This window comes from Novosphingobium sp. 32-60-15 (assembly GCF_002280675.1).
Classification (GTDB): domain Bacteria; phylum Pseudomonadota; class Alphaproteobacteria; order Sphingomonadales; family Sphingomonadaceae; genus Novosphingobium.
Genome location: NZ_NCEN01000018.1, coordinates 26,039 through 45,653 on the forward strand (window position 1 = coordinate 26,039; position 19,615 = coordinate 45,653).

Annotated in this window: 22 protein-coding genes; 20 read left to right on the forward strand and 2 right to left on the reverse strand. The window is 60.6% G+C overall.

Annotation, left to right across the window (positions count from 1 at the left end; genetic code table 11):
• Positions 1–840 (forward strand): flagellar motor protein MotB, encoded by an 840-nt coding sequence (locus B7Y89_RS12700; protein ID WP_292938875.1) that lies wholly within the window; start codon positions 1–3, stop codon positions 838–840.
• 143 nt (positions 841–983) lie between these two features.
• The gene (locus B7Y89_RS12705) at positions 984–2,453 is read left to right on the forward strand and encodes a PAS domain-containing protein (protein ID WP_292938953.1); all 1,470 of its coding nucleotides are present in this window, start codon (positions 984–986) and stop codon (positions 2,451–2,453) included.
• Between the two features lie 12 nt (positions 2,454–2,465).
• Here B7Y89_RS12705 and B7Y89_RS12710 read toward each other — a convergent pair whose 3' ends face one another.
• A complete protein-coding gene (locus B7Y89_RS12710; RefSeq protein ID WP_292938954.1) occupies positions 2,466–2,903 on the reverse strand; it encodes a response regulator in 438 nt (145 codons plus the stop codon).
• A 183-nt stretch (positions 2,904–3,086) separates the two neighbouring features.
• Positions 3,087–3,911 carry a flagellin gene (locus tag B7Y89_RS12715; protein WP_292938876.1) on the reverse strand — a complete coding sequence of 275 codons (825 nt, stop codon included), beginning with the start codon at positions 3,909–3,911 and terminating at the stop codon, positions 3,087–3,089.
• A 239-nt stretch (positions 3,912–4,150) separates the two neighbouring features.
• On the opposite strand from B7Y89_RS12715, the gene B7Y89_RS12720 reads away from it, so the two are divergent.
• From B7Y89_RS12720 to B7Y89_RS12805, 18 genes are read left to right on the forward strand one after another with little or no spacing between them, the layout of a single operon-like run.
• On the forward strand, positions 4,151–5,422 hold the full coding sequence (locus tag B7Y89_RS12720) for a sigma 54-interacting transcriptional regulator (RefSeq protein WP_292938877.1): 1,272 nt from the start codon (positions 4,151–4,153) through the stop codon (positions 5,420–5,422).
• Positions 5,419–5,805: a flagellar hook-basal body complex protein FliE gene (gene fliE / locus B7Y89_RS12725; RefSeq protein WP_292938878.1), complete on the forward strand. Its 387-nt coding sequence runs from the start codon at positions 5,419–5,421 to the stop codon at positions 5,803–5,805. The genes B7Y89_RS12720 and fliE overlap by 4 nt, the downstream gene beginning before the upstream one ends.
• Before the next feature lie 4 nt (positions 5,806–5,809).
• On the forward strand, positions 5,810–7,537 hold the full coding sequence (gene fliF, locus B7Y89_RS12730) for a flagellar basal-body MS-ring/collar protein FliF (RefSeq protein WP_292938879.1): 1,728 nt from the start codon (positions 5,810–5,812) through the stop codon (positions 7,535–7,537).
• Positions 7,534–8,553, forward strand: coding sequence for a flagellar motor switch protein FliG (gene fliG / locus B7Y89_RS12735; RefSeq protein ID WP_292938880.1), 1,020 nt, complete (start codon positions 7,534–7,536; stop codon positions 8,551–8,553). The genes fliF and fliG overlap by 4 nt, the downstream gene beginning before the upstream one ends.
• Complete coding sequence (locus tag B7Y89_RS12740; RefSeq protein ID WP_292938881.1) at positions 8,546–9,178, forward strand: FliH/SctL family protein; 633 nt, start codon at positions 8,546–8,548, stop codon at positions 9,176–9,178. The genes fliG and B7Y89_RS12740 overlap by 8 nt, the downstream gene beginning before the upstream one ends.
• On the forward strand, positions 9,172–10,491 hold the full coding sequence (locus tag B7Y89_RS12745; protein WP_292938882.1) for a FliI/YscN family ATPase: 1,320 nt from the start codon (positions 9,172–9,174) through the stop codon (positions 10,489–10,491). Before B7Y89_RS12740 ends, B7Y89_RS12745 begins: the two co-directional genes overlap by 7 nt.
• Positions 10,491–10,922 carry a hypothetical protein gene (locus tag B7Y89_RS12750; RefSeq protein ID WP_292938883.1) on the forward strand — a complete coding sequence of 144 codons (432 nt, stop codon included), beginning with the start codon at positions 10,491–10,493 and terminating at the stop codon, positions 10,920–10,922. The genes B7Y89_RS12745 and B7Y89_RS12750 overlap by 1 nt, the downstream gene beginning before the upstream one ends.
• A 34-nt stretch (positions 10,923–10,956) precedes the next feature.
• Positions 10,957–12,363: a hypothetical protein gene (locus B7Y89_RS12755; RefSeq protein WP_292938884.1), complete on the forward strand. Its 1,407-nt coding sequence runs from the start codon at positions 10,957–10,959 to the stop codon at positions 12,361–12,363.
• A 33-nt stretch (positions 12,364–12,396) separates the two neighbouring features.
• Positions 12,397–12,987 carry a flagellar basal body-associated FliL family protein gene (locus tag B7Y89_RS12760; protein WP_292938885.1) on the forward strand — a complete coding sequence of 197 codons (591 nt, stop codon included), beginning with the start codon at positions 12,397–12,399 and terminating at the stop codon, positions 12,985–12,987.
• Positions 12,988–13,021: 34 nt separating this feature from the next.
• Positions 13,022–13,915: a FliM/FliN family flagellar motor switch protein gene (locus tag B7Y89_RS12765; protein WP_292938886.1), complete on the forward strand. Its 894-nt coding sequence runs from the start codon at positions 13,022–13,024 to the stop codon at positions 13,913–13,915.
• 25 nt (positions 13,916–13,940) lie between these two features.
• A complete protein-coding gene (fliN, locus tag B7Y89_RS12770) occupies positions 13,941–14,252 on the forward strand; it encodes a flagellar motor switch protein FliN (RefSeq protein WP_292938887.1) in 312 nt (103 codons plus the stop codon).
• Positions 14,252–14,551, forward strand: a complete 300-nt coding sequence (locus B7Y89_RS12775; RefSeq protein ID WP_292938888.1) for a flagellar biosynthetic protein FliO — start codon at positions 14,252–14,254, stop codon at positions 14,549–14,551. Before fliN ends, B7Y89_RS12775 begins: the two co-directional genes overlap by 1 nt.
• Positions 14,552–14,604: 53 nt before the next feature.
• Positions 14,605–15,330, forward strand: coding sequence for a flagellar type III secretion system pore protein FliP (fliP, locus tag B7Y89_RS12780; protein ID WP_292938955.1), 726 nt, complete (start codon positions 14,605–14,607; stop codon positions 15,328–15,330).
• 5 nt (positions 15,331–15,335) lie between these two features.
• Positions 15,336–15,608: a flagellar biosynthetic protein FliQ gene (locus B7Y89_RS12785; protein WP_292938889.1), complete on the forward strand. Its 273-nt coding sequence runs from the start codon at positions 15,336–15,338 to the stop codon at positions 15,606–15,608.
• A gap of 19 nt (positions 15,609–15,627) precedes the next feature.
• Positions 15,628–16,401: a flagellar biosynthetic protein FliR gene (fliR, locus tag B7Y89_RS12790; RefSeq protein WP_366416171.1), complete on the forward strand. Its 774-nt coding sequence runs from the start codon at positions 15,628–15,630 to the stop codon at positions 16,399–16,401.
• Between the two features lie 14 nt (positions 16,402–16,415).
• Positions 16,416–17,579: an EscU/YscU/HrcU family type III secretion system export apparatus switch protein gene (locus B7Y89_RS12795; protein WP_292938891.1), complete on the forward strand. Its 1,164-nt coding sequence runs from the start codon at positions 16,416–16,418 to the stop codon at positions 17,577–17,579.
• A 5-nt stretch (positions 17,580–17,584) separates the two neighbouring features.
• A complete protein-coding gene (gene fliD, locus B7Y89_RS12800; RefSeq protein ID WP_292938892.1) occupies positions 17,585–19,024 on the forward strand; it encodes a flagellar filament capping protein FliD in 1,440 nt (479 codons plus the stop codon).
• A complete protein-coding gene (locus tag B7Y89_RS12805; RefSeq protein ID WP_292938893.1) occupies positions 19,024–19,407 on the forward strand; it encodes a flagellar protein FliS in 384 nt (127 codons plus the stop codon). The genes fliD and B7Y89_RS12805 overlap by 1 nt, the downstream gene beginning before the upstream one ends.
• The last annotated feature ends 208 nt before the right edge of the window (positions 19,408–19,615 follow it).

The window sequence follows — 19,615 nt, forward strand, 5'->3', positions numbered from 1 at the left end:
ATGGCCAAAGCACCCACCAAAGGCAAGAACGAGCCACCGCGCCCGATCATCGTCAAGAAGATCACGGTGGTGGCTGCGGGCCATCACGGCGGCGCGTGGAAAGTGGCCTATGCCGACTTTGTGACCGCGATGATGGCGTTCTTCCTGCTGATGTGGTTGCTGGGCGCGACCACCGAAAAGCAACGCAAGGGCATTGCCGATTATTTCACGCCAACATTGGTAAAAGTGCGGCAGGGCAGCGCGGGCGGCTATGGCGTGCTGGGCGGATCATCGCTGACCGATGCCGATGACTACCCGCACCGCGCAGGCCAGACCGGCAACAAGACACTGACAATCCCGCGCGATGCCACCGGCGGCGCGAAGGAAGGCGGCAGCAAGGTCAAGCGTACGCAAGTGATGAAGGAAAAGCTGGCGCAAAAGCTGGCGGCTTCGGAAAAGCTGCGCAAACTGGCACGGCAAGTGCGCATGGTGGAAACCAGCGAAGGCATTCGCATCGATCTGGTAGACGACGCTGAATTTTCGATGTTCCGGCTGGGCACTACGGTGCTGACGCCCGATGCGGCAGAATTGCTGCGCGCCGTCGGCCAAGTCGTGGCACCAGGCGGTGGACAGTTCACCGTGCGCGGACACACCGATTCCCTGCCATGGAAATCAGGCGTCGCCAATAACTGGTCGCTATCGGCGGGCCGGGCTGAATCCACCCGTCAGGCACTGATGCGCCAAGGCATCGCCGAAAGCCGCTTCCGCCGCATCGAAGGCGTGGCCGACCGCGAACCGCTGATCCAGAAAGACCCCGCAGATCCGCGCAACCGGCGCATGTCGATCCTGATGACGGGGTAACCGCACAAAAGCGGCAGCGGCGGATTGGCGCCCGGAAACAAAACCAAGCATAAAGCGTTGGGTCGCAGTATCATAAGCGGTTGGGGACCAACGTGCAAACTGAGCCTGACTGCAACATCCAGCAAACACCTTTGCCAGACCAGATGCGCTTTGCCACTTTCAAAAGCGATCCCCGTTTGACCGCAATCACCGATTTCGCAGCCAAGCTGTGCGATGTCCCAATAGCGCTGGTCAGTTTGGTTGAACCGGACCGCCAATGGTTTCCGGCCAGCACCGGGCTTGAAGTTGCAGAAACGGCGCTCGAACATTCGTTTTGTGCCCACGCAATGCAACTGCCTGACATCATGACGGTGCCAGACGCCTTTGACGATCCAAGGTTTGCCGCAAATCCACTGGTTACCGGCGCGCCCAACATCCGGTTCTATGCAGGCGCACCACTTAAAGGACCAGATGGGAAAGCGTGGGGCGCACTGTGCGTTATCGATCACGCGCCACGCGCAGGTCTGACCGAGGTACAACGCGCAGGACTGCACGTTCTGGCCACATCGGTTAGCAGTTATCTGGCCGCTTATGAGAAGCAGATTGAGGAAGCCGCCCGGTCAACCTTGGCAGAACTGGAACGCGATGATCAGCGGCAGCGGTTTGAACTGCTTGCTGACACGATGCCGCAGATGGTCTGGTCAACCCTGCCCGATGGCTTTCACGATTATTACAATGCCCGCTGGTATGAATTTACCGGTGCCGATTATGGATCAACGAATGGCGAATCCTGGAATGGCATGTTTCACCCCGATGATCAGGAGCGGGCATGGACGGTGTGGAGGCATAGCCTTGAAACCGGCGTACTTTACGAGATTGAATACCGGTTGCGGACCGCAGAAGGTGAATACCGCTGGGTGCTGGGCCGTGCGCTGCCGATGCGTGATGCCGATGGATCAATCGTGCGGTGGTTCGGCACTTGCACAGACATTCACGAGCACAAACTTGCGATGGACCAGCGCGAGATCATTACCCACGAGCTGAGCCACCGCATCAAGAACATATTTGCAGTGATCGTCGGACTGATCGGCTTGTCAGCGCGGCAACATCCCGAACATCGCGTGATTACCGATGAACTGCGCGAGCGCGTTTTGGCATTGGGCCGCGCGCACGATTATGTGCGGCCCCACAGCTCGCAGTCAAACCCAACCGGCATGCCGCCAACGTTGCGGACAATGTTGGACGAACTGGTTGCTCCCTATCAGAGAACCGACGCGCCCCGCATCAAGATTGATGGCGATGATCCGCTGATTGATGACAGGTCTGCCACGCCATTGGCGCTCACGTTCCATGAACTGGCGACCAATGCGACGAAATACGGTGCATTGAGTCATGACGACGGGTTGGTCACGGTGCAAGTCACATCTGACAGCGACAATGTCGTGATCGAATGGCGCGAACATGGGGCAGGCGGCGTAACGGCTCCGGATCTTTCAGGATTCGGCACAAGGTTGATCGAGCTGAGCATCGTACGTCAGCTTGGTGGGACAATCGAGCGCAAGTGGGAGCCGCAAGGCCTTGCCGCGACGATCACCATTCCCTGTCCCGCCATGTCCCGGCCCGACAGCACTTGACCGCCGGGATGTTTACAATGTTGGCGGGTTGAAAAACGTAATTTCCGCAGCGTCCTCTGGCGACACTTCGCGGTTTACAGCGATTGCCGCTGCGGCAACAATTGCCTTGTCGTAGAATGGCTTGCGAATGAAACCGACCGCATTTTCGGCCGGTTGCACAATTTGCGCCGGGTTTGCGGTCACGTAAACCACCTTAACCGCATATTTGCGTGCCAGTTCCTCGGCGATCAACACTCCGGTCGGACCATCGCGAAGATTAAGGTCGACAAAAGCGACATCGGCACCGTCTGCATTCGCCAGCGCCTCGCCCCGGTCGGCGGCGATGGCCTGCACCTTGAACCCTGCATCGATCAGGATCCGCTCGATATCCATGGCCACGAAAACCTCATCTTCTACGATGAGCACGGTTGGTTTACGCAATGTAACCTCTGTAGTTGTCACGCTAGTCATGTTCATGAAACAGAGCCAACCCCACGAGGTTCCCCGGGATAAGCAATACCTTAGGACAGGTCTGCACATTGCGCGTCGAGATAGAGAGACGTGCGCCCCAGACGCAGAAAAACCCGGCGACCCATAAGGGCCGCCGGGCTGGTGACGCACGCCTGGTGGAGGCAGGCGTGTGTCGTTTTACAATTAACGCAGCAGCGACAGAACGTTCTGCTGGCTCTGGTTGGCCTGTGCGATCATCGCGGTTGAAGCCTGCGAAAGGATCTGGGCCTTGGCCATTGCCGTTGTTTCTGACGAGTAATCCGTATCCTGAATACGCGAACGTGCGTCAGACAGGTTGGTGATGTTGTCGTTCAGGTTGTTGACGGCCGATTCCAGACGGTTCTGGCCAGCACCAAGCGAAGCGCGTGATGCGTTAACGTCTGCAAGCGCCAGATCGACGTTGTCGATGGTGGTGCCAGCAAGAGCGCTGGTTGTAACGTCAAGCGCGGTAGCGCTGATGTTGGTGCCGCTGATTGCAGTCGAAGTGATCGTGATCGTTTCGCCTGACTTGGCACCGGTCTGGATGACAACGTCAACGTCCGTGCCAGCCGTCTTCGAAAACAGCGCGTTGCCGTTGAATTCCGAGTTGGTCAGAACATCGTCGATTTGTTCGGTCAGTGCGGTAACTTCCGACTGCATCGCGGTACGGTCTGTTGATTGATACGTGCCCGAAGCGGACTGAACGGCCAGTTCACGAACGCGCTGCAGCATGTTGGTCACTTCGTTAAGCGCGCCTTCAGCGGTCTGCGCCAGCGAAATACCGTCGTTTGCGTTACGAACGCCTTGGCTCATGCCTTTGATCTGCGACGTCATCGTCGTAGCAATGGCAAGGCCTGCAGCGTCGTCCTTGGCGCCGTTGATGCGCTTGCCGGTTGACAGGCGTTCCATCGCCGTGCCGAGCATTTTTGCAGCCGAGTTCGACGAATTGGTCGCCTTGATCGCGCTGATATTGGTGTTGATTACCGCCATGATTCCAGTCTCCGGTTGGGGTGGTATGTTTCCCGAATGGACTGCCGGGCCAATGGATGAACGCGGCTGTCGAGACAAAGACCGGCAAAGGCGCGCCGCTTTTAAGCCCTCCCCCGGCAAAGAACTGCCGCATGTACGTATTGGCACTAGGGGTTTCTCATACCCTTAAAGTTTCAACCTGTTTGTCGGTTACGCGCGAAAGATACGCCTCGGTTTTGATGGTTAACAGGGGTTTGGAAATGATTCGCGATTGCGGGGCACTTCGCTTCACAGATGCGGCGGCAAAGGCACATGCGGCGCTGGTTCAGCGCGCAGCAGCAGTGCTTTCAAGCTATGGCGCAGACGGAGAGGTGATGCTGGCGGACGCTTTCGAAGGCGCTGCCACCGATCCCCGGCGGATTAACGTCCTGCTGGAGAGGTCATCCAACCCGGCAATGGTGCGCACCACTGGCAGCAACCAGACGGTGCTGCGGTATACTGATGGTGCAGGCGAAGGGGCACTGGCCGCGTTGCTGGCATCATCTGCCCGCCCCGGTGCGCCGATTGCCGCAGATCCTGAAAGCCTTTCCATCCTGGCGCTTGCCGAACGCATTGCCGCCAGCGACATCCCTGTACTGATCAACGGCCCCACCGGCACCGGCAAGGAAGTGCTGAGCCGCTTCATTCACGACCGTTCATCGCGCAAGAACAAGCCGTTCGTGGCGATCAATTGCGCGGCCATGCCCGAAGCAATGCTCGAAGCGCTGCTGTTCGGCCACCAGAAGGGTGCCTTCACCGGCGCCAATGCTGCCAGCGAAGGCTTCTTTCGTGCGGCCGATGGCGGCACGCTGTTGCTGGACGAAATTGCCGAAATGCCGCTGACGCTTCAGGCCAAACTGCTGCGTGCGCTGCAGGAAGGCGAAGTGGTGCCATTGGGTGCAACCCAGCCGATCAAGGTGAACGTCCGCGTTATTGCCTGTGCCAACCGCGATTTGCCGCTGGAAGTGGAAGAGGGCCGGTTCCGCGCCGACTTGTTCTATCGCCTTAACGTATTCCCACTGGCGCTGCGGGCTTTGTGTGAACGGCCTGATGATATTGCCCCGCTCGCCTTTGCCATGGTGCTGCGACACAGTGCGCATACACCGTGGATTGCCGACGAGACGCTGGCCCTGCTGGCCACCCATTCGTGGCCGGGCAATGTGCGCGAGTTGGAAAACGTCATCCGCCGCGCTTTGGTGATTGCAGGCAATGCGCCTGTCATCGGGCCAGAGCACATCGCGTTTGACCGCCCTGCCCGCCTGATCACCGAACCTGTCCAGACAAGCGCGGCGAGCGCGGACGGCAAGCTTTCGAACATTGTCCAGATTTCGGAATCACGCGCGATTTTGGCGACGCTGGATGCCTGCAACGGCAGCCGCGTTGCCGCCGCCCGCCAACTTGGCATATCCGAGCGTACGCTGCGCTATCGCCTTGCCAGTCTGCGTGAGGCCGGGATTGAAGTGAACGGCCGGGCCGTAGGTGGCCGGCGATGAGCGGCGTATCTGGCATCGGCGGCCCAGGCTTCGGTAAGGGGGCTTCCGGCATTCAGGACATCATGGCCTTGCGCCAGCAGATCATGGAGCGGTCGCAACTGCTCCAGCAGGTCAAGACTCCAGACGCCGCCGGAGCTGCAGCACCAACCAGCGGCACCGCAGGCGGCAGCTTTACCGATACGCTGAAGGGCGCGCTGGAAAGCGTCAACGCCACGCAGCAAAAAGCCAGCGCAATCACCGAAGCCTATGAAAAGGGCGAAGTGGTGGACGTGGCAAAGGTCATGTTGGCCCGTCAGGAATCGAGCGTCGCGTTCGAAGCCACGCTGCAAGTGCGCAACAAGCTGCTGAATGCCTATCAAGACATCATGCGGATGGGAGTCTGATTAAATGGCTGACACCGATCCTTCCGGACCTACTGGTTTTGGCGCGCTGACCGATCCCGCAGGCGGCAGCATCGGCAACCGCGCGAAGACTTTTCTGGGCCAACCGGCCGTCCGCCGCACGTTGCCGTGGTTTGCAGGCGTTTCTGCCGCGGGCCTGACAGCGGTGCTGTGGATGACCATGGCCCCTGCCCCGCAACGCATGCTCTATAGCCAGCTTTCCGATAGCGAGCGCGGCGAAGTTGTTGCCAGCCTTGAAAAGGCGGCGATCCCCTATACCATCGACAATGCCACCGGCGCGGTGAGCGTTGGCGAGGACGACCTTTATCGCGCGCGTATGGCAGCAGCTGCCGATGGCGCGGTGGCGACGCCCGAAACCGGGCTGCAAATGCTCGACAAATTGCCGATGGGCGCAAGCCGCGGGCTTGAAGGGCAACGCCTGAAAGCCGCGCGCGAGCGTGAGCTGGAATTGACCGTCATGGAAATTGACGGCGTCGAAGGCGTGCGGGTCCATCTGGCCGAGCCCGAGAAATCGGTGTTCGTGCGCGAGAATATCGCGCCAACCGCATCGGTCATGGTCAAGTTGAAGAGCGGGCGGCAATTGTCCGAAAGCCAGGTACGCGCGATTACCAACCTTGTGGCGGGATCGGTGCCGGGCCTTTCGATTGATGCGGTGCGCGTGGTCGATCAGCATGGACGGCTGCTGTCAGAGGCCAATGGCGTTGATGGCGACCGGCTGGAACTGCAACAGCGCATGGAAGAAAAGCTGCGCCTGCAAGTTTCGCAATTGCTGACGCCAATGTTGGGCGATGGCAACTTCTCGTCCGAAATCCAGATCGATCTCGACATGGATCAAGTGACGTCCGCGCGCGAGACTTATGAGAAAGAGGGCGTGGTCCGTTCGGAAACGAACAGCGCTTCACAACAAGCAGGGGCTGCCCCCGCACAAGGCGTGCCGGGTGTTACTGCCAATACACCGCCACCTGCGACAACCGCACAGGCCGGAGCGCCTGTGGGCACACCAGCAGCGCCAGCCGCCGCTGCGGGGGGCAATGGCGAATCCAGCTCTACCAAGACCTATGAACTGGGCCGCGAAGTGGCGGTTTCCAACCAGACACCGGGCAAGATCAAGCGCTTGTCTGTTGCCGTCGCACTTAGCCAGGAAATGATGGCGAAGGCAAAACCGGCCGATATCGAGGCGATCAAGCAACTGGTGAGCGCTGCTGTGGGGGCCGACCCCGCGCGTGGCGATCAGGTAGCCGTGCAAGTGCGCGCGTTCAAGCCTGCCGAAGTTGAGGCCGCGCCATTCTGGGAAACGCCATGGTTCGCCACGATCCTGCGCAATGCCGTTGCGCTGATTGCGGTACTGATGGTGCTGCTGCTGGGCGTACGCCCGCTGATCAAGGCGCTGAAAAAAGAGCCTGCTGTGGCCGAAGACAGCAAGGACAAAAAGAAGAAGAACAAAAAGGGCGATGATGCCGAAGACGACGACGCAGAGGCTGTAGAAGGCGAAAGCGTAGGCGAGGAACAGCCCGAGCCGATCTCTGCCGATGAAATGGCTGAAACACTACAAGTGGCGCAAAATGCCGAAACTGGCAAAGTCGATCCCGAGGCACTGGCGCGGCAGGTCAGCCTTGCCCAACGGTTGGTCGTCGAAAAGCCGGACAACGCGCTCGTCGCGCTGAAGCAGATGCTTAACACCCCTGAAGAAGAAGCAGAGGAGGCCGCAGCATGAGCGATCTGGCCGAAGCCCCGACCATTTCCGATCCCGAGCGCGCCGCCGTCATGGTGATGCTGCTGGAGGATGATCAGGCCGCGCAAATTCTGGCGCAGCTGGAACCATCCGAATTGCGCCTGCTGGGCGAAAAGATGTGCGCTCTGGGCGAAATTGGCCCGGTGGCGATTGCGCAGGCCATTGCAGGCTTTGTTGAAAAGACCGAGCGGCTGGGCCTGATCGCGCATGACCGCGTGGGGCAAGTGCGATCGTTAATGACGCGCGCGGTGGGCGAAGTGAAAGCCGACAGCATGATGCAGCGCATCTTGCCGGACGATAAATCACAAACGCCGACGATTGAACTGGCGCGCTGGCTGACCCCACAAGTGATCGTACCGCTGATCCGTGATGAACATCCGCAGGCGATTGCCGTGCTGCTGGTCCAGCTTGATCCCGAAGTTGCCGCTGCTGTGCTGCATTCGATGCCCGAAGAGATTCAGGGCCAGGTCGTGCACCGCATCGCATCGCTGGGGCCGGTTGCGGCAGAAGCCATTGCGATGCTGGAAGAAATCCTGACCCGCCGGATTGGCGAAAGCCATGGGCAAGCGGCGCTCACCATGGGCGGCCCGCGTGAGGCTGCGGATATTATCAACGCATCGGCGCGTACTGTTGAAAAGCGCGTCATGCCCGAAATTGCCAAGCAGGACCGCCAGTTGGCCAAGGCCATCGAGAACGAGATGTTCAAGTTTGAGCACTTGTATGTGCTTGATGACAAATCGATGGGCGCGCTGCTGCGTGAAGTGGACAGCGATGCTTTGATCGCCGCACTTAAAGGCATTGCCGAAGACCAGCGCGAAGTATTCCTGCGCGCCATGTCCAGCCGTGCTGCCGATGGTGTGCGCGATGAAATTGCCGGACGTGGCCGCATGAAGATGGCCGAAGTGATCGAGGCGCAAAAGACCATGGTTGCCGCCGCCCGCCGCTTGTCGGCAGAAGGCGTGATCGTATTTGGCGCAGGCGACGACGACTATGTCTGAACCCTTGCGAGCGTTATCGTTGGCAGACCTTGGCGGTGCATCAGCCGGGTTTTCGCACGATCGCCGCTTTTTCAAGGATCTGGTGGCTGCTCCCAGCCCGCCACCGCCATCCGTACTGCACGAGCCGGAGGAGGATGCCGACGAGGCAGAGCCGCACGATCCCATCGCCGAAGCCTGGGCCGAAGGCTATGCGCGCGGCCTTGGCGAAGCGCAGGAGGCCGCTGCGCAATTGATGGCAGACGAGGCCATGGCGCGCGCCAAAATTGAATTGTCCATTGCCAAGCTGGATGCGGCAATGGAGGCCGATCTGAAAGACCGCTTGCGTGAAACGGTTGAAGCGCTGTGCGAGGCCGCCATTGCTCCTGCAGCGCTTGATCCTGATGGATTGGTCCGCCGGGTAGAAGTGGCTGCCGCCATGCTGGCCCGCGCACAAGATGAACGTGTGATCCGCCTGCACCCTGAAGATCTGGCACTTGTTGCCGCGCGACTGCCCGAAGACTGGCACTTCGTCCCCGATGCAACCCTCACGCGCGGTGCGGTGCGGGTGGAAGGCGCATCGGGCGGGGTTGAGGATGGCCCCGACCAGTGGCGACTGGCAATTGCCGAGGCTTTACGTCAATGCTGAACCTGCTTGAACAGGCGCTGGACAATTATGCGCTGGCGCAACCCGATTTCACCCCGCCACGCTATGGCCTTTTGGCGGCATGCGATGGCGGAATGCTCGAGGTTTCCGGCCTTTCGGTGCCGATTGGCACGCAATGCCGCATCGCGCACGGGTCCGGTTCGCTGACGGCGGAGACCATCGGCTTTCGCAATGGCCGCACGCTGATGATGCTGCTGGGCGATCCCGTCCTGCTGCGCCCCGGTGCCAAAGTGCGCCCCGAAGGTCGCCCCGGCATGTTGCCGGTGGGCGAGGCTTTTCTGGGCCGCGCGATTGATGGTGAGGGCAAGCCGATCGATGGCTTGGGACCGATCAATCACCGTCGCGAATGGCCGGCAGGCGGCGTCCGCTCTGCCGCGCTGGACCGGTCCCCTGTGCGTGAACGCTTTGATACGGGCGTACGCGCGCTCAATGCGCTGACCACGTTCGGCATAGGCCAGCGCATCGGCATCATGGCAGGGTCAGGCGTGGGCAAATCTGTTCTGCTGGACATGATCGCGCACGGGGCCGAGGCCGAAGTGGTGATCGTGGGCCTGATTGGTGAACGCGCACGTGAAGTTTCGGACTTTGTCGAACGCCACATGCACGGTTCCAAACGCGAACGGTCAGTGATTGTGGCTGTCCCTGCCGACCATGCGCCGAACTTGCGTATCAGAGGCGCGATGCTGGCGACCAGCCTTGCCGAATATTTCCGCGCACAGGGAAAGCGCGTCCTGCTGATCATGGACAGCCTGACCCGCGTGGCGCATGCCGGACGCGAAATTGCGCTGTTGCTGGGGGAACCCGGCGCGGCGCGCGGCTATCCGCCGTCGTCACTCGCCACGATTACCAAGCTGGTGGAGCGTGCAGGCAATTCTGCGCAAAGTGGTGGTTCGGTGACGGGGCTTTACACCGTGCTGGCCGATGGCGACAATCAGGACGATCCGGTGGTGGATACCGCGCGTTCAATCCTGGACGGGCATATCGTGCTGTCACGCGATCTGGCGCAGCGCGGGCAATATCCGGCAATAGACATTGCCGCATCGCTAAGCCGCGTGATGAATGACATTACTGCACCCGAACACCAGACCGCCGCGCGCACATTCCGCGCCTTGGTGGCAAGTTACGAGGCCAACCGCGATCTTGTGCTGATGGGTGCCTATCGTACCGGGGCCGATCCGCAGCTGGACCGGGCGATTGTGATGCACGATGCGCTGACCGGCTTTATCAGCCAGCCTCAGCGCGAGATCGTGCCGATGGATGATGCCACCGCCGCGCTGATCCGGTTGATGGGCTGATGAAAGCCGAACGCGCGCGGCTGGCGCGATTGAAACGCCTTGAACGCATCCGCGACATTTCGCGGCGCACGGCATTGGCCGAAGCAGGCAAGGCCGAGGGAACGCTGACGCAGTTGCAGGGACTGGTGGACCGGACCGAGCGTCTGGCCGCCGAATATGCCGCCCGCACAGACATGCCCGATGCCCACGCGCTGCAACAATTGCGGCACTTTGTGGCGGGGTTGGACCGGATCACCACCGGCACCCGCGCCGATGCCGCCAACGCAAAAGTCATTGCCGATGCCAAAGCGCAAGAGGCCGCAGCAGCCGAGCGGCGGCGCGCAGCAGTGGAAGAGCGCGCCGATGCGCAGGCCCGCCTCATCGCGCAAAAAATCGCCAATGCGCAAACACCCTTAGGCACGCGCAAGGCAACTGGCACGAGTCTTGAATAGATAAGGTTAACGCCCAAGCGACGGAGCCTTACCGATGTTCGAACCTGCCAGCCTTTCCATCACATCGGCCCTTAATCCTGCCGCCGTTCCGGCCAATGCCGTGATGCTGGAAAACGCCGGAACCCCCGGCGATCCGGCAGAAGCCCCGCAAACCGGCGGCTTTGAGGCACTCCTCGCACAGCAATCTGCGCAGTCACAACACCTTGCACCGGGCACAAGTGCAGCCCTTAACATCCTTGCCAAGGCCGCAGGTCTGGCGGCAGAGCAACCGGCAACCGGCAAAACTTTGCCGGATGCGGCAATGCCGGTTGCCGCTTTTGCCGCCGAGAGTGAAGAAACACCAGGCGAGCCTGTTGCCGAAAGCGCCGTAGCCACCCCGGAAGGCTTGGCAGACCCGGCGCTCCTCGCCTCCATCTTTGCGAGCCCCGACCGTTTGGCCCCCAAGGGCACAGATGGCGGCAACCCACGCAAAGCCGCAGGTACGGTACAAGTTGATGTGCCGAACCCTGCCAAAAATACGCAAGATCTGGCAGCCTCACTGAAGCCGGGACGGATTGCCGACACTGGCCGCAATCAGCCCGCGGTTGCAGGCGCCGTTGCCATTGCGCAAGCCGCAGTGATTGACATGGAGCCGGGTGCAAAGCCACTCCTGCCGCAAGCACCAGTCGACAAGATCACTCCCGCCTTGAACGTAGCGGCCGATCTCCAGACACGTCCTGGCACCACAGCGCCTGCTGCTATGCAGGCCCAGAACACCACACACGATGTGGCCCAAGGGTTGACACAGGGACCGGCACAGGGACCGGCACAGAATTTGGCACAAAATCTTGCACAACCGCGCGATACCGCGACCGAAGCGGCAACTGCTCCAACATCACCCGCCCAGGTAGCCGCGATGGCAAAGGATACGGGCGAACAGGCAGCGCTGCCTGATCTGGCGGGCGATATGGCAGCCGATCTTGCCGCGCCGTTGATTGCCCGCGCAGCTGACGCCGTAACCATGCAAGAGGCCGCACCAACCGCGAAGGCCGAACCGCGCGCCGAACGCGTTGATTTTGCAACGCTGGTCGAAACGCTTAACCGCGCCCGTGAGGATGCCTCGCCCAACACGCTGCGCGTCTCGTTGGCCCATGCAGATTTCGGGCGCGTTTCTATGCGCTTTGACCAGAATGACAAGGGCATGCAGGTTTCCATGAGCAGCGCCGACCCAGGCTTTGCCCGCGCGGTTGCCGCATCGAACGAAGCGGCATCAACGGCAACATCGTCAGACAGCCAGCGCGGCCAGTCATCGCAAGCAAACACCAGTGGCAATGCGCAGCGTGACGGCAGCCGCCAGCATCAGGGCCAGAACCCTGACCCGCAGACACGCCCCGCAACGCAATTGCGCGATACGCTGCGCCGCAAGGAAGAGTCCGGCTCGTCCAGCGGCGTCTTTGCCTGAAATCTGTGACATTCAAACTTTGAGAGAACCCGCATGAGCGACAAGGAAGAAAAGCCCAAAAAGAAGAAGGGCGGCGGCATGATGATGAAAATCATGATTCCGGTGGCCTTGCTGGCCGTTGGTGGCGGCGGCGTATTCGGCCTTGTTGCTGCCGGCATCATTGGCGGCGGCGGTCATGCCGAAGTGAAAGAAGACAAGAACCCGAAGCTTATCCGTAAAGGTGAAGTCGATCCTTTTGCGCCAGCTGCCAAAGAGGGCGAAGGCGAAGGCGGCGGGGCTGATGTCGAAGGCGATGGCGGCAGCGAATTCCGCACCGTCTATTACAATTTCCCCGAAGATTTCACATCGAACCTCAAGGATTCCGAAGGGTTGTTGCAGGTGAACATCGCTGCATCCACCCGCCGCGATTACCGCGTGATCCTGTGGATGAAAAAGCACGAACTGGCGATCCGCTCTGCCGTGCTGATTGCGATTGCCGACACGCCTGAAGAGGAAGTCTATTCTCCCGACGGCAAAGGCCGCCTGCAAAAGCGCCTGACAGCGGCCATCAATAAAGTCCTGACCGACACCGAAGGGTTCGGCGGGGTTGATGCCGTCTATTTCAAATCCTTCATCGTCCAATAACCGTGCCAGAAACCGTGAAAGCCACCATTCCACAATGAAACCCGAGCGCGCCTTCATCGCCGAACGTGCCCTGGCCCGGCATGACCCGGTCCTGCTGCGTCCCGGCCCCAGCGTAGGCGATCTTGTGCCTGCGCTGGCGCGGATGAGCGAGCGCATGGCCCGCACGTTGCGCGGCGCGCTTTCGCCATTGCTGGGCGGGGCAGAACCACAGATCAATCCGATGAAGCCGATGCAAACCGATTTTGCCGACTTCTGTTCGGAGATCCCGCGTCTTGCCGCCAACAGCCTGTTCCATGCAGGCAGCGCGCCGTTCATGACGACGATCGAGGGCGAAAACGTATTGCGCCTGCTGGACCGCGCCTTTGGCGGCCCCGGCGATACGCCATCGTCATTGCCCAAGGAATTTCCGCTTTCGGCAGAATTGCTGATTGAACGGGTGGAACACATCATCGCGACGTGTCTGGCGCTGGCGCTGGGCGGATCAACCGGCGGTGCCATCCGTGCGGTGCGGCGTGAGGCGGCTTATGCCAATCTTCAGGCGATGCCGGATTCAACGCAAGTTGCCGGACTGACTTTCAACGTGGTTGAACAAGGGAGGATGCCCTGGGGCATATCGCTGGCCTTCCCGATCGAGACGCTGGCGCAAATCTTTGCCCATGGCGAAGCGACGACGCGGCCAGCGCGGCCTTCACGCGGCCCCAATCTGCCCACGCAAGCCCCGTTTTCCGAACTGCCCATCGAACTCACCGCTGTGCTGGTGGACATGGCTTTGCCGCTGGCCACCATTTCAACGCTTGAAGTGGGCCAAATCCTGTCTGTGCCGATTGCGCGCAGCGTGCCGCTGATCGTTGGCGGCAAGCCTTGTGCGCATGGTTCCATCGGCGCGCTGGATGATCGCGTTGCCATCCAGATCAGCCAGCTTTCCTGACAAATTCCAAGAGAGGCCCGACCCAATGACCTTCCAACCGCGCGGTTTTGATTTCCTCAAGGATGTCGACGTCCGCCTGACCGTCGAACTTGGCCGCACATCGATGAAGCTGAAGGATGTGCTCTCGCTCAGCGAAGAGTCCATCGTCACGCTGGACCGGATGACCGACGAATTGCTGGACGTAATGGTCAACGGCAAGCTGATCGCACGCGGCGAAGTGGTGGCGCAAGGCGACCGGTTTGGCCTGCGCATCGTGGAATTGATGGGCACTGAACCCGATGCCGGTCCAGCCCCTGCGCCTGCGCCCAAAAAGGCCGCCAAAGGGGATGCTGCCTGATGTTCTGGTACATCCTTAAGCTGCTGGTTTTGCTGCCGCTTATCGGCGGATTGGCATGGGCAAGCTTGAAGTTTGCCAAGCGGATGGAAGGCAAGTTTTCGGGCGGCAGCGGGCCAAAGTCTGTCCGGATCATCGAATCCCAGATGCTTTCGCCCACAATGCGGCTGGCCGTAATCGAATTTCACGGACGCGAAATCCTCGTTTCGGCGGGCAAGAACGGCATCGTCCGTCTGGCCGAAGCGCCAGCGCGGCCAAAGCCCGAGGTAGTGGACGCGGTGGAAGCGGAGGCGGCACAGTGAAGCGCTTTTTCGCCGCTGTAACAACCGCAATCGTGCTGTTGCCGCATCACGCAATGGCTGCGGTGGCCACCCCGCCATCGCCAGAACCAGCCGCGCTTTCAGGCGCACTGGACCGCGCATTCGGGCAAATGGCCGGTGCGCAAAGCGGCGGTACGCTGTCGCTGTCGCTGCAACTGCTGCTGGTCATGGGTCTGCTGACGATCCTGCCATCGCTGGTCCTGATGATGACCAGCTTTACGCGCGTGCTGATCGTGCTTTCGATCCTGCGTCAGGCCATGGGGCTTCAGCAATCGCCACCCAACCAGGTGCTGGTGGGTCTGTCGCTGTTCCTTTCGCTGTTCATCATGGGGCCAACGCTGGACCGGGTGAACACCAATGCCATCCAGCCCTATTCCGCAGGGCAAATTGGCGCAGAGCAGGCGTTCATCAACGGGGGGCGTGAATTTCACACCTTCATGATCCGCCAGACGCGCGAAAGTGACCTGCAGATGTTTTCCAGCATGGCCAAGGCGCCCAAGTTCGCCTCGCCCGCTGATGTCCCCTATTCGATCCTGCTGCCTGCGTTCGTCACCAGCGAACTGAAGACCGCGTTCCAGATCGGCTTCATGCTGTTCCTGCCGTTTCTGGTGATCGACCTTGTCGTATCATCGGTACTGATGAGTTTGGGCATGATGATGATGAGCCCGACCATCGTGTCGCTGCCGTTCAAGCTGTTGCTGTTCGTGCTGGTTGATGGCTGGGCGCTGCTCATGGGCAGCCTCGCCGCGAGCTTTGGATAGCCACAATGGAAGATACCGCATCCCTTCTTTCGCTGGCCGACCGCATGTTGTGGATTACCGCGCTGGTCGCTGCGCCGGTGCTGCTGGCATCGCTGGCCATCGGCCTTGTGATCGGCGTGATCCAGGCGGCAACATCGGTGAACGAACAGACGCTGACGTTTGTGCCCAAGCTGGCGATCACTGCCGTCGTGTTCGTGGTCTTTGGCGGCGCAATGCTGGGTTTGATTGGCGATTTCACCAAGGAAATCTTCGACCAAATCGCGCTGACCGGCCGCTGAGGGCAAGCCCGTGATCCAGATGAACTTCGGCTTTGGCGCGCTTGAGGCCGAGTTTTGGCGTTTTGTATTTGTCATGACGCGCATTGGTGCGGCAATGGTTGCTGCCCCGTTGTTCGGCATGGCTTCTGTTCCCTATCAGGTGCGCGTTGTGGTGACAGGCGCGATTGCGCTGTTGATCTGCGCATGGACGCCGGTCGTCTCGCCGCCTGCCCTGCTCTCTCTGGCCGGTATGTTGAGCGTGGCCAATGAAGTGTTGCTGGGTTTGGCGCTGGGCTTTGTGCTGCAACTGACCTTTGCCGCGCCGACGCTGGCTGCCGAAATCATCGGCGGCGGCATGGGCATGTCGATGGCAACCACGGCCGATCCGGTCAGCGGGGCCAGCTCGCCAGCGCTCGGCCAATACTTTGCGGTTGTGCTGACAGTCATCTTTCTGGGCACCGGCGCGCATCTCAACTGGATTGCCTTGCTGGTGGAAAGCTATGTCGCATTTCCGCCCGGCTCTGCATGGTTTGCGCCCGAACGGTTTGAACAGATGACGCAATTTGCCAGCATGATGTTCATCACCGCGTTGCTGATTGCGCTGCCGGTAACCCTGATACTGCTGCTGGTCCAGGTGACCACCGGCATCATCAGCCGTTCTGCGCCTGCGCTTAACCTGTTTTCGCTGGGCCTGCCTGCCGGTGTGCTGGCAGGGCTTACCGCGATGGTAGCCGCAGCCCCGCTGCTGACCGATTTCATGATCGACCTTTCCGCAACTGCCGTGGCGCAAGCCGCGGCACTGCTGGCACAATAGGGGGGCCTTGAACCATGGCCGAGACCGAGGGCGAGAAGTCCTTTGCCCCTACAGAGAAACGCAAACAGGACGCCGCCAAAAATGGCGACGTCTTGCGCTCGCGCGATCTGGCAACGGCGGTTGGCGTTCTGGTCGGGGCCATCTGGCTGAAGTTTGCAGGGCCGTGGGTGTTCGATGTGATGCAGGACACGCTGCGATCATCATTGATCATCGACCGCGCATCGATTGAGGATTTTGCCCCGCGCAAGCTTCTGATCGGCGCGATGATCGTGGCATTGCCGCCGGTGTTCCTGCTGGGCGGGCTGGTGCTGGCATCGTCGGTGTTCTCGCAAATCGGCATGTCGGACGGGCGCTGGATCCCGTCAAACCTTGCGCCCAAGGCATCGCGGATCAACCCGCTATCGGGCCTGAAGCGCATGTTTGGCGCACAGGGCTGGATCGAACTGGGCAAGGGCATGGCCAAACTGGCGCTGATGGGCACCATCGCCTGGGTCTGGGGGTCGGGCGAATTGTCGAAGCTGATCAGCTTTGGCCATGGCGACATTCACGGGCAACTGGTGCTGGCGTGGGACGCGATCACGTCGCTGGCCTTTGCGCTGTCCTATGGCCTGATCATCATCGCGCTGATCGATTTTCCGATCCAGTGGCTGCGTCGCTTCTTCCGCCTGCGCATGACGCTGCAAGAAGTGAAGGATGAATCCAAGGAATCCGAAGGTTCCCCCGAACAAAAAGGCGCGATCCGCCAGAAGCAACGGCAATTTGCGATGGGCGCAATCCAGTCGGCCATGCTGAAAGCGCAATTCGTCATCACCAACCCCAGCCACTTTTCGGTGGCCATGATCTATGACCCCGAACTTGCGCCTGCGCCGGTGGTGCTAGCCAAAGGGCGCGGCGAAAAGGCACTGGCGATGCGCCAGCTTGCCGCAGAAATGGGCGTGCCGACGCTGGAAATCCCGCCGCTTGCGCGTTCGGTCTATTTCACCACGCGCGAAAATCAGGTGATCCGCGAAGACCTGTACAGCGCGGTCGCCGTCGTTCTGGCGTTCGTCATGTCGTTGAAACGCGGCGATACGCCAGAGCTTCCCGCCATCGATGTGCCCATGCACATGCGGTTCGACGCAGAAGGCCGGCCAGAGCTTGTCGCAAGCCTTAACCCCCGCCTTGCGCAACCGTCCTAATAGTCATGGAAACAACCTCGGCCACATCATCGAGCTCGGCAACCGCCCAGATCATATCGTCGCTGGGGGCGGGCAGCGGCATTAACACGTCGCAATTGGCCGAACAGCTTGCCGCAGCGCAATTTGCGTCCCGCAAGGACCAGCTTGCCGCCAAGACGGAAAAGCTGACCGCGCAAATTTCCAGCGCGTCCAATCTCAGATCACTGATGACGACGCTGTCGAGCAGCATCGGCTCGCTCATCCGCACCGGTGATCTTGCGGTCAACCCGTCGATTACCAACGCCGGCGTGGCCAGTGTGACCAAGGGCACCGCCACCGGTAGCGGTTCGTACTCGCTTGAAGTGACCAGCCTTGCCAATTCGCAACGGTTGTTGATGCCTGCCTACCCGGCGGCAACATCGTCAGTGGGGTCGGGCACGCTGACGCTGCGGTTTGGCACGGTTTCGGGCAGCAGCTTCAACCCTGACGCCACTCAGACCCCGGTCGACATTACCATTGCCGCCGGTGCAACGCTGGCCGATGTGGCCAGTGCCATCAACGCGTCGGGCTCAGGCGTCAGCGCCTATGTCGCCAATGGCACTGCGGGTGCGCAACTGGTGCTGAAGGGCAAGGAAGGCGCAACCAGCGGCTTCGTGCTGGAAGCGACCGAGACCGTTGGCGATCCCGGCCTTGCCAATCTGGCATGGACACCCGCGACAGACCTTACCCGTCTGAAGGCCACCGCCAGTGACTCGGCCTATACCATCGACGGCGTCAGCTATACCGGCAAGAGCAACACCATCAACGATGCGGTGCCCGGCGTAAATCTGAAGCTGACGGCCACCAACATTGGCGCGCCCACCACAATCAATTTCAGCGATCCTTCGGGCAACATTTCAACCGCGATGACCGATCTGGTCGATGCGCTGAATGAAGTTGCCTCGCAGTTGAATTCGGCGATGAACAAGGACACCGGCGATCTGAACAATGATCCCGGCGCCCGCGCATTGCGCACCGCGCTGATCACCCTGGCCGGAACCAAGATCATGCCAAACGCGGCTTCGGACGAACCGTCGACGCTGGGCGACCTTGGCCTGAAGATTGAACGCAACGGCACGTTTATTCTCGACACCGACCGCCTTGCCAAGACCCTGAAGGACAAGCCGCAAGCGGCAGGTGCCATGTGGACGACAGGCGTGTTCGGCGTGTTTGGCACGATCGACAAGATCGCGCGCGCCGCAGCATCGACCACGGGCGGTGCCTCGCTTGGCAGTTCGATCACGCGTTATACCGCCTTGCAAAAGTCGGTCAGCGAGAAATCGGCTACCCTCACTGAAAAGCAGGAAGACATGCGCCAGCGCCTCGTCTCTCGCTTTGCGGTGATGGACAACCGGGTGTCCGGTTCGCAATCCACCCTCTCCTTCCTCAAGGCGCAAATTGACGCCTGGAATTCGAGCGATAACTGATGCTGCACCACCGCAACGACCCTTCGGAAGCTTATCGCCGCGTTGATTTTGATGCGCGCGTGCGTGGCGCGGATTCGCGCCAGCTGGTCGACTTGTGCCTTGAACAGGTCATCGGATCTGTCGGCCGTGCCATTCACGCTTATGAGCGGCAGGACAATTCTGCCAAAAGCGCGGCGCTGACCCGCGCGGTGGCTGCGCTTACCGCGTTGCAAATGGGCATTGATATGTCCAATCCCACGGCTCAAGCTTTGGTGCAATTGTACCAATCGGCTCGCAGCGCCATCCTTGATTGCGTCACTCGCTTCAACGGACCAAAGCTGATGGAAATCCGGCAGGACTTCACCGAAGTCCGCGAGGCCATGCTACGCAGTATCGCTGCCTGACAATCGGCAAGCTGCAGGCCGCGTTGAACCGGTTTGGCGTTTTGTTGCAAAGCTGGAATACGGCTCATCAAGTTGCGCGCCCCTTCCGCCGTAGGTGAAAGGGTTTCACGCAGAGGCGCGGAGGGGGCAGTCCCGGCCGCAAGGCCTCCCAAAAGTCCGACCATGCACATTGCTGCTTGGTCAGCCTTGAAAAACGGCTCCGCCGTCA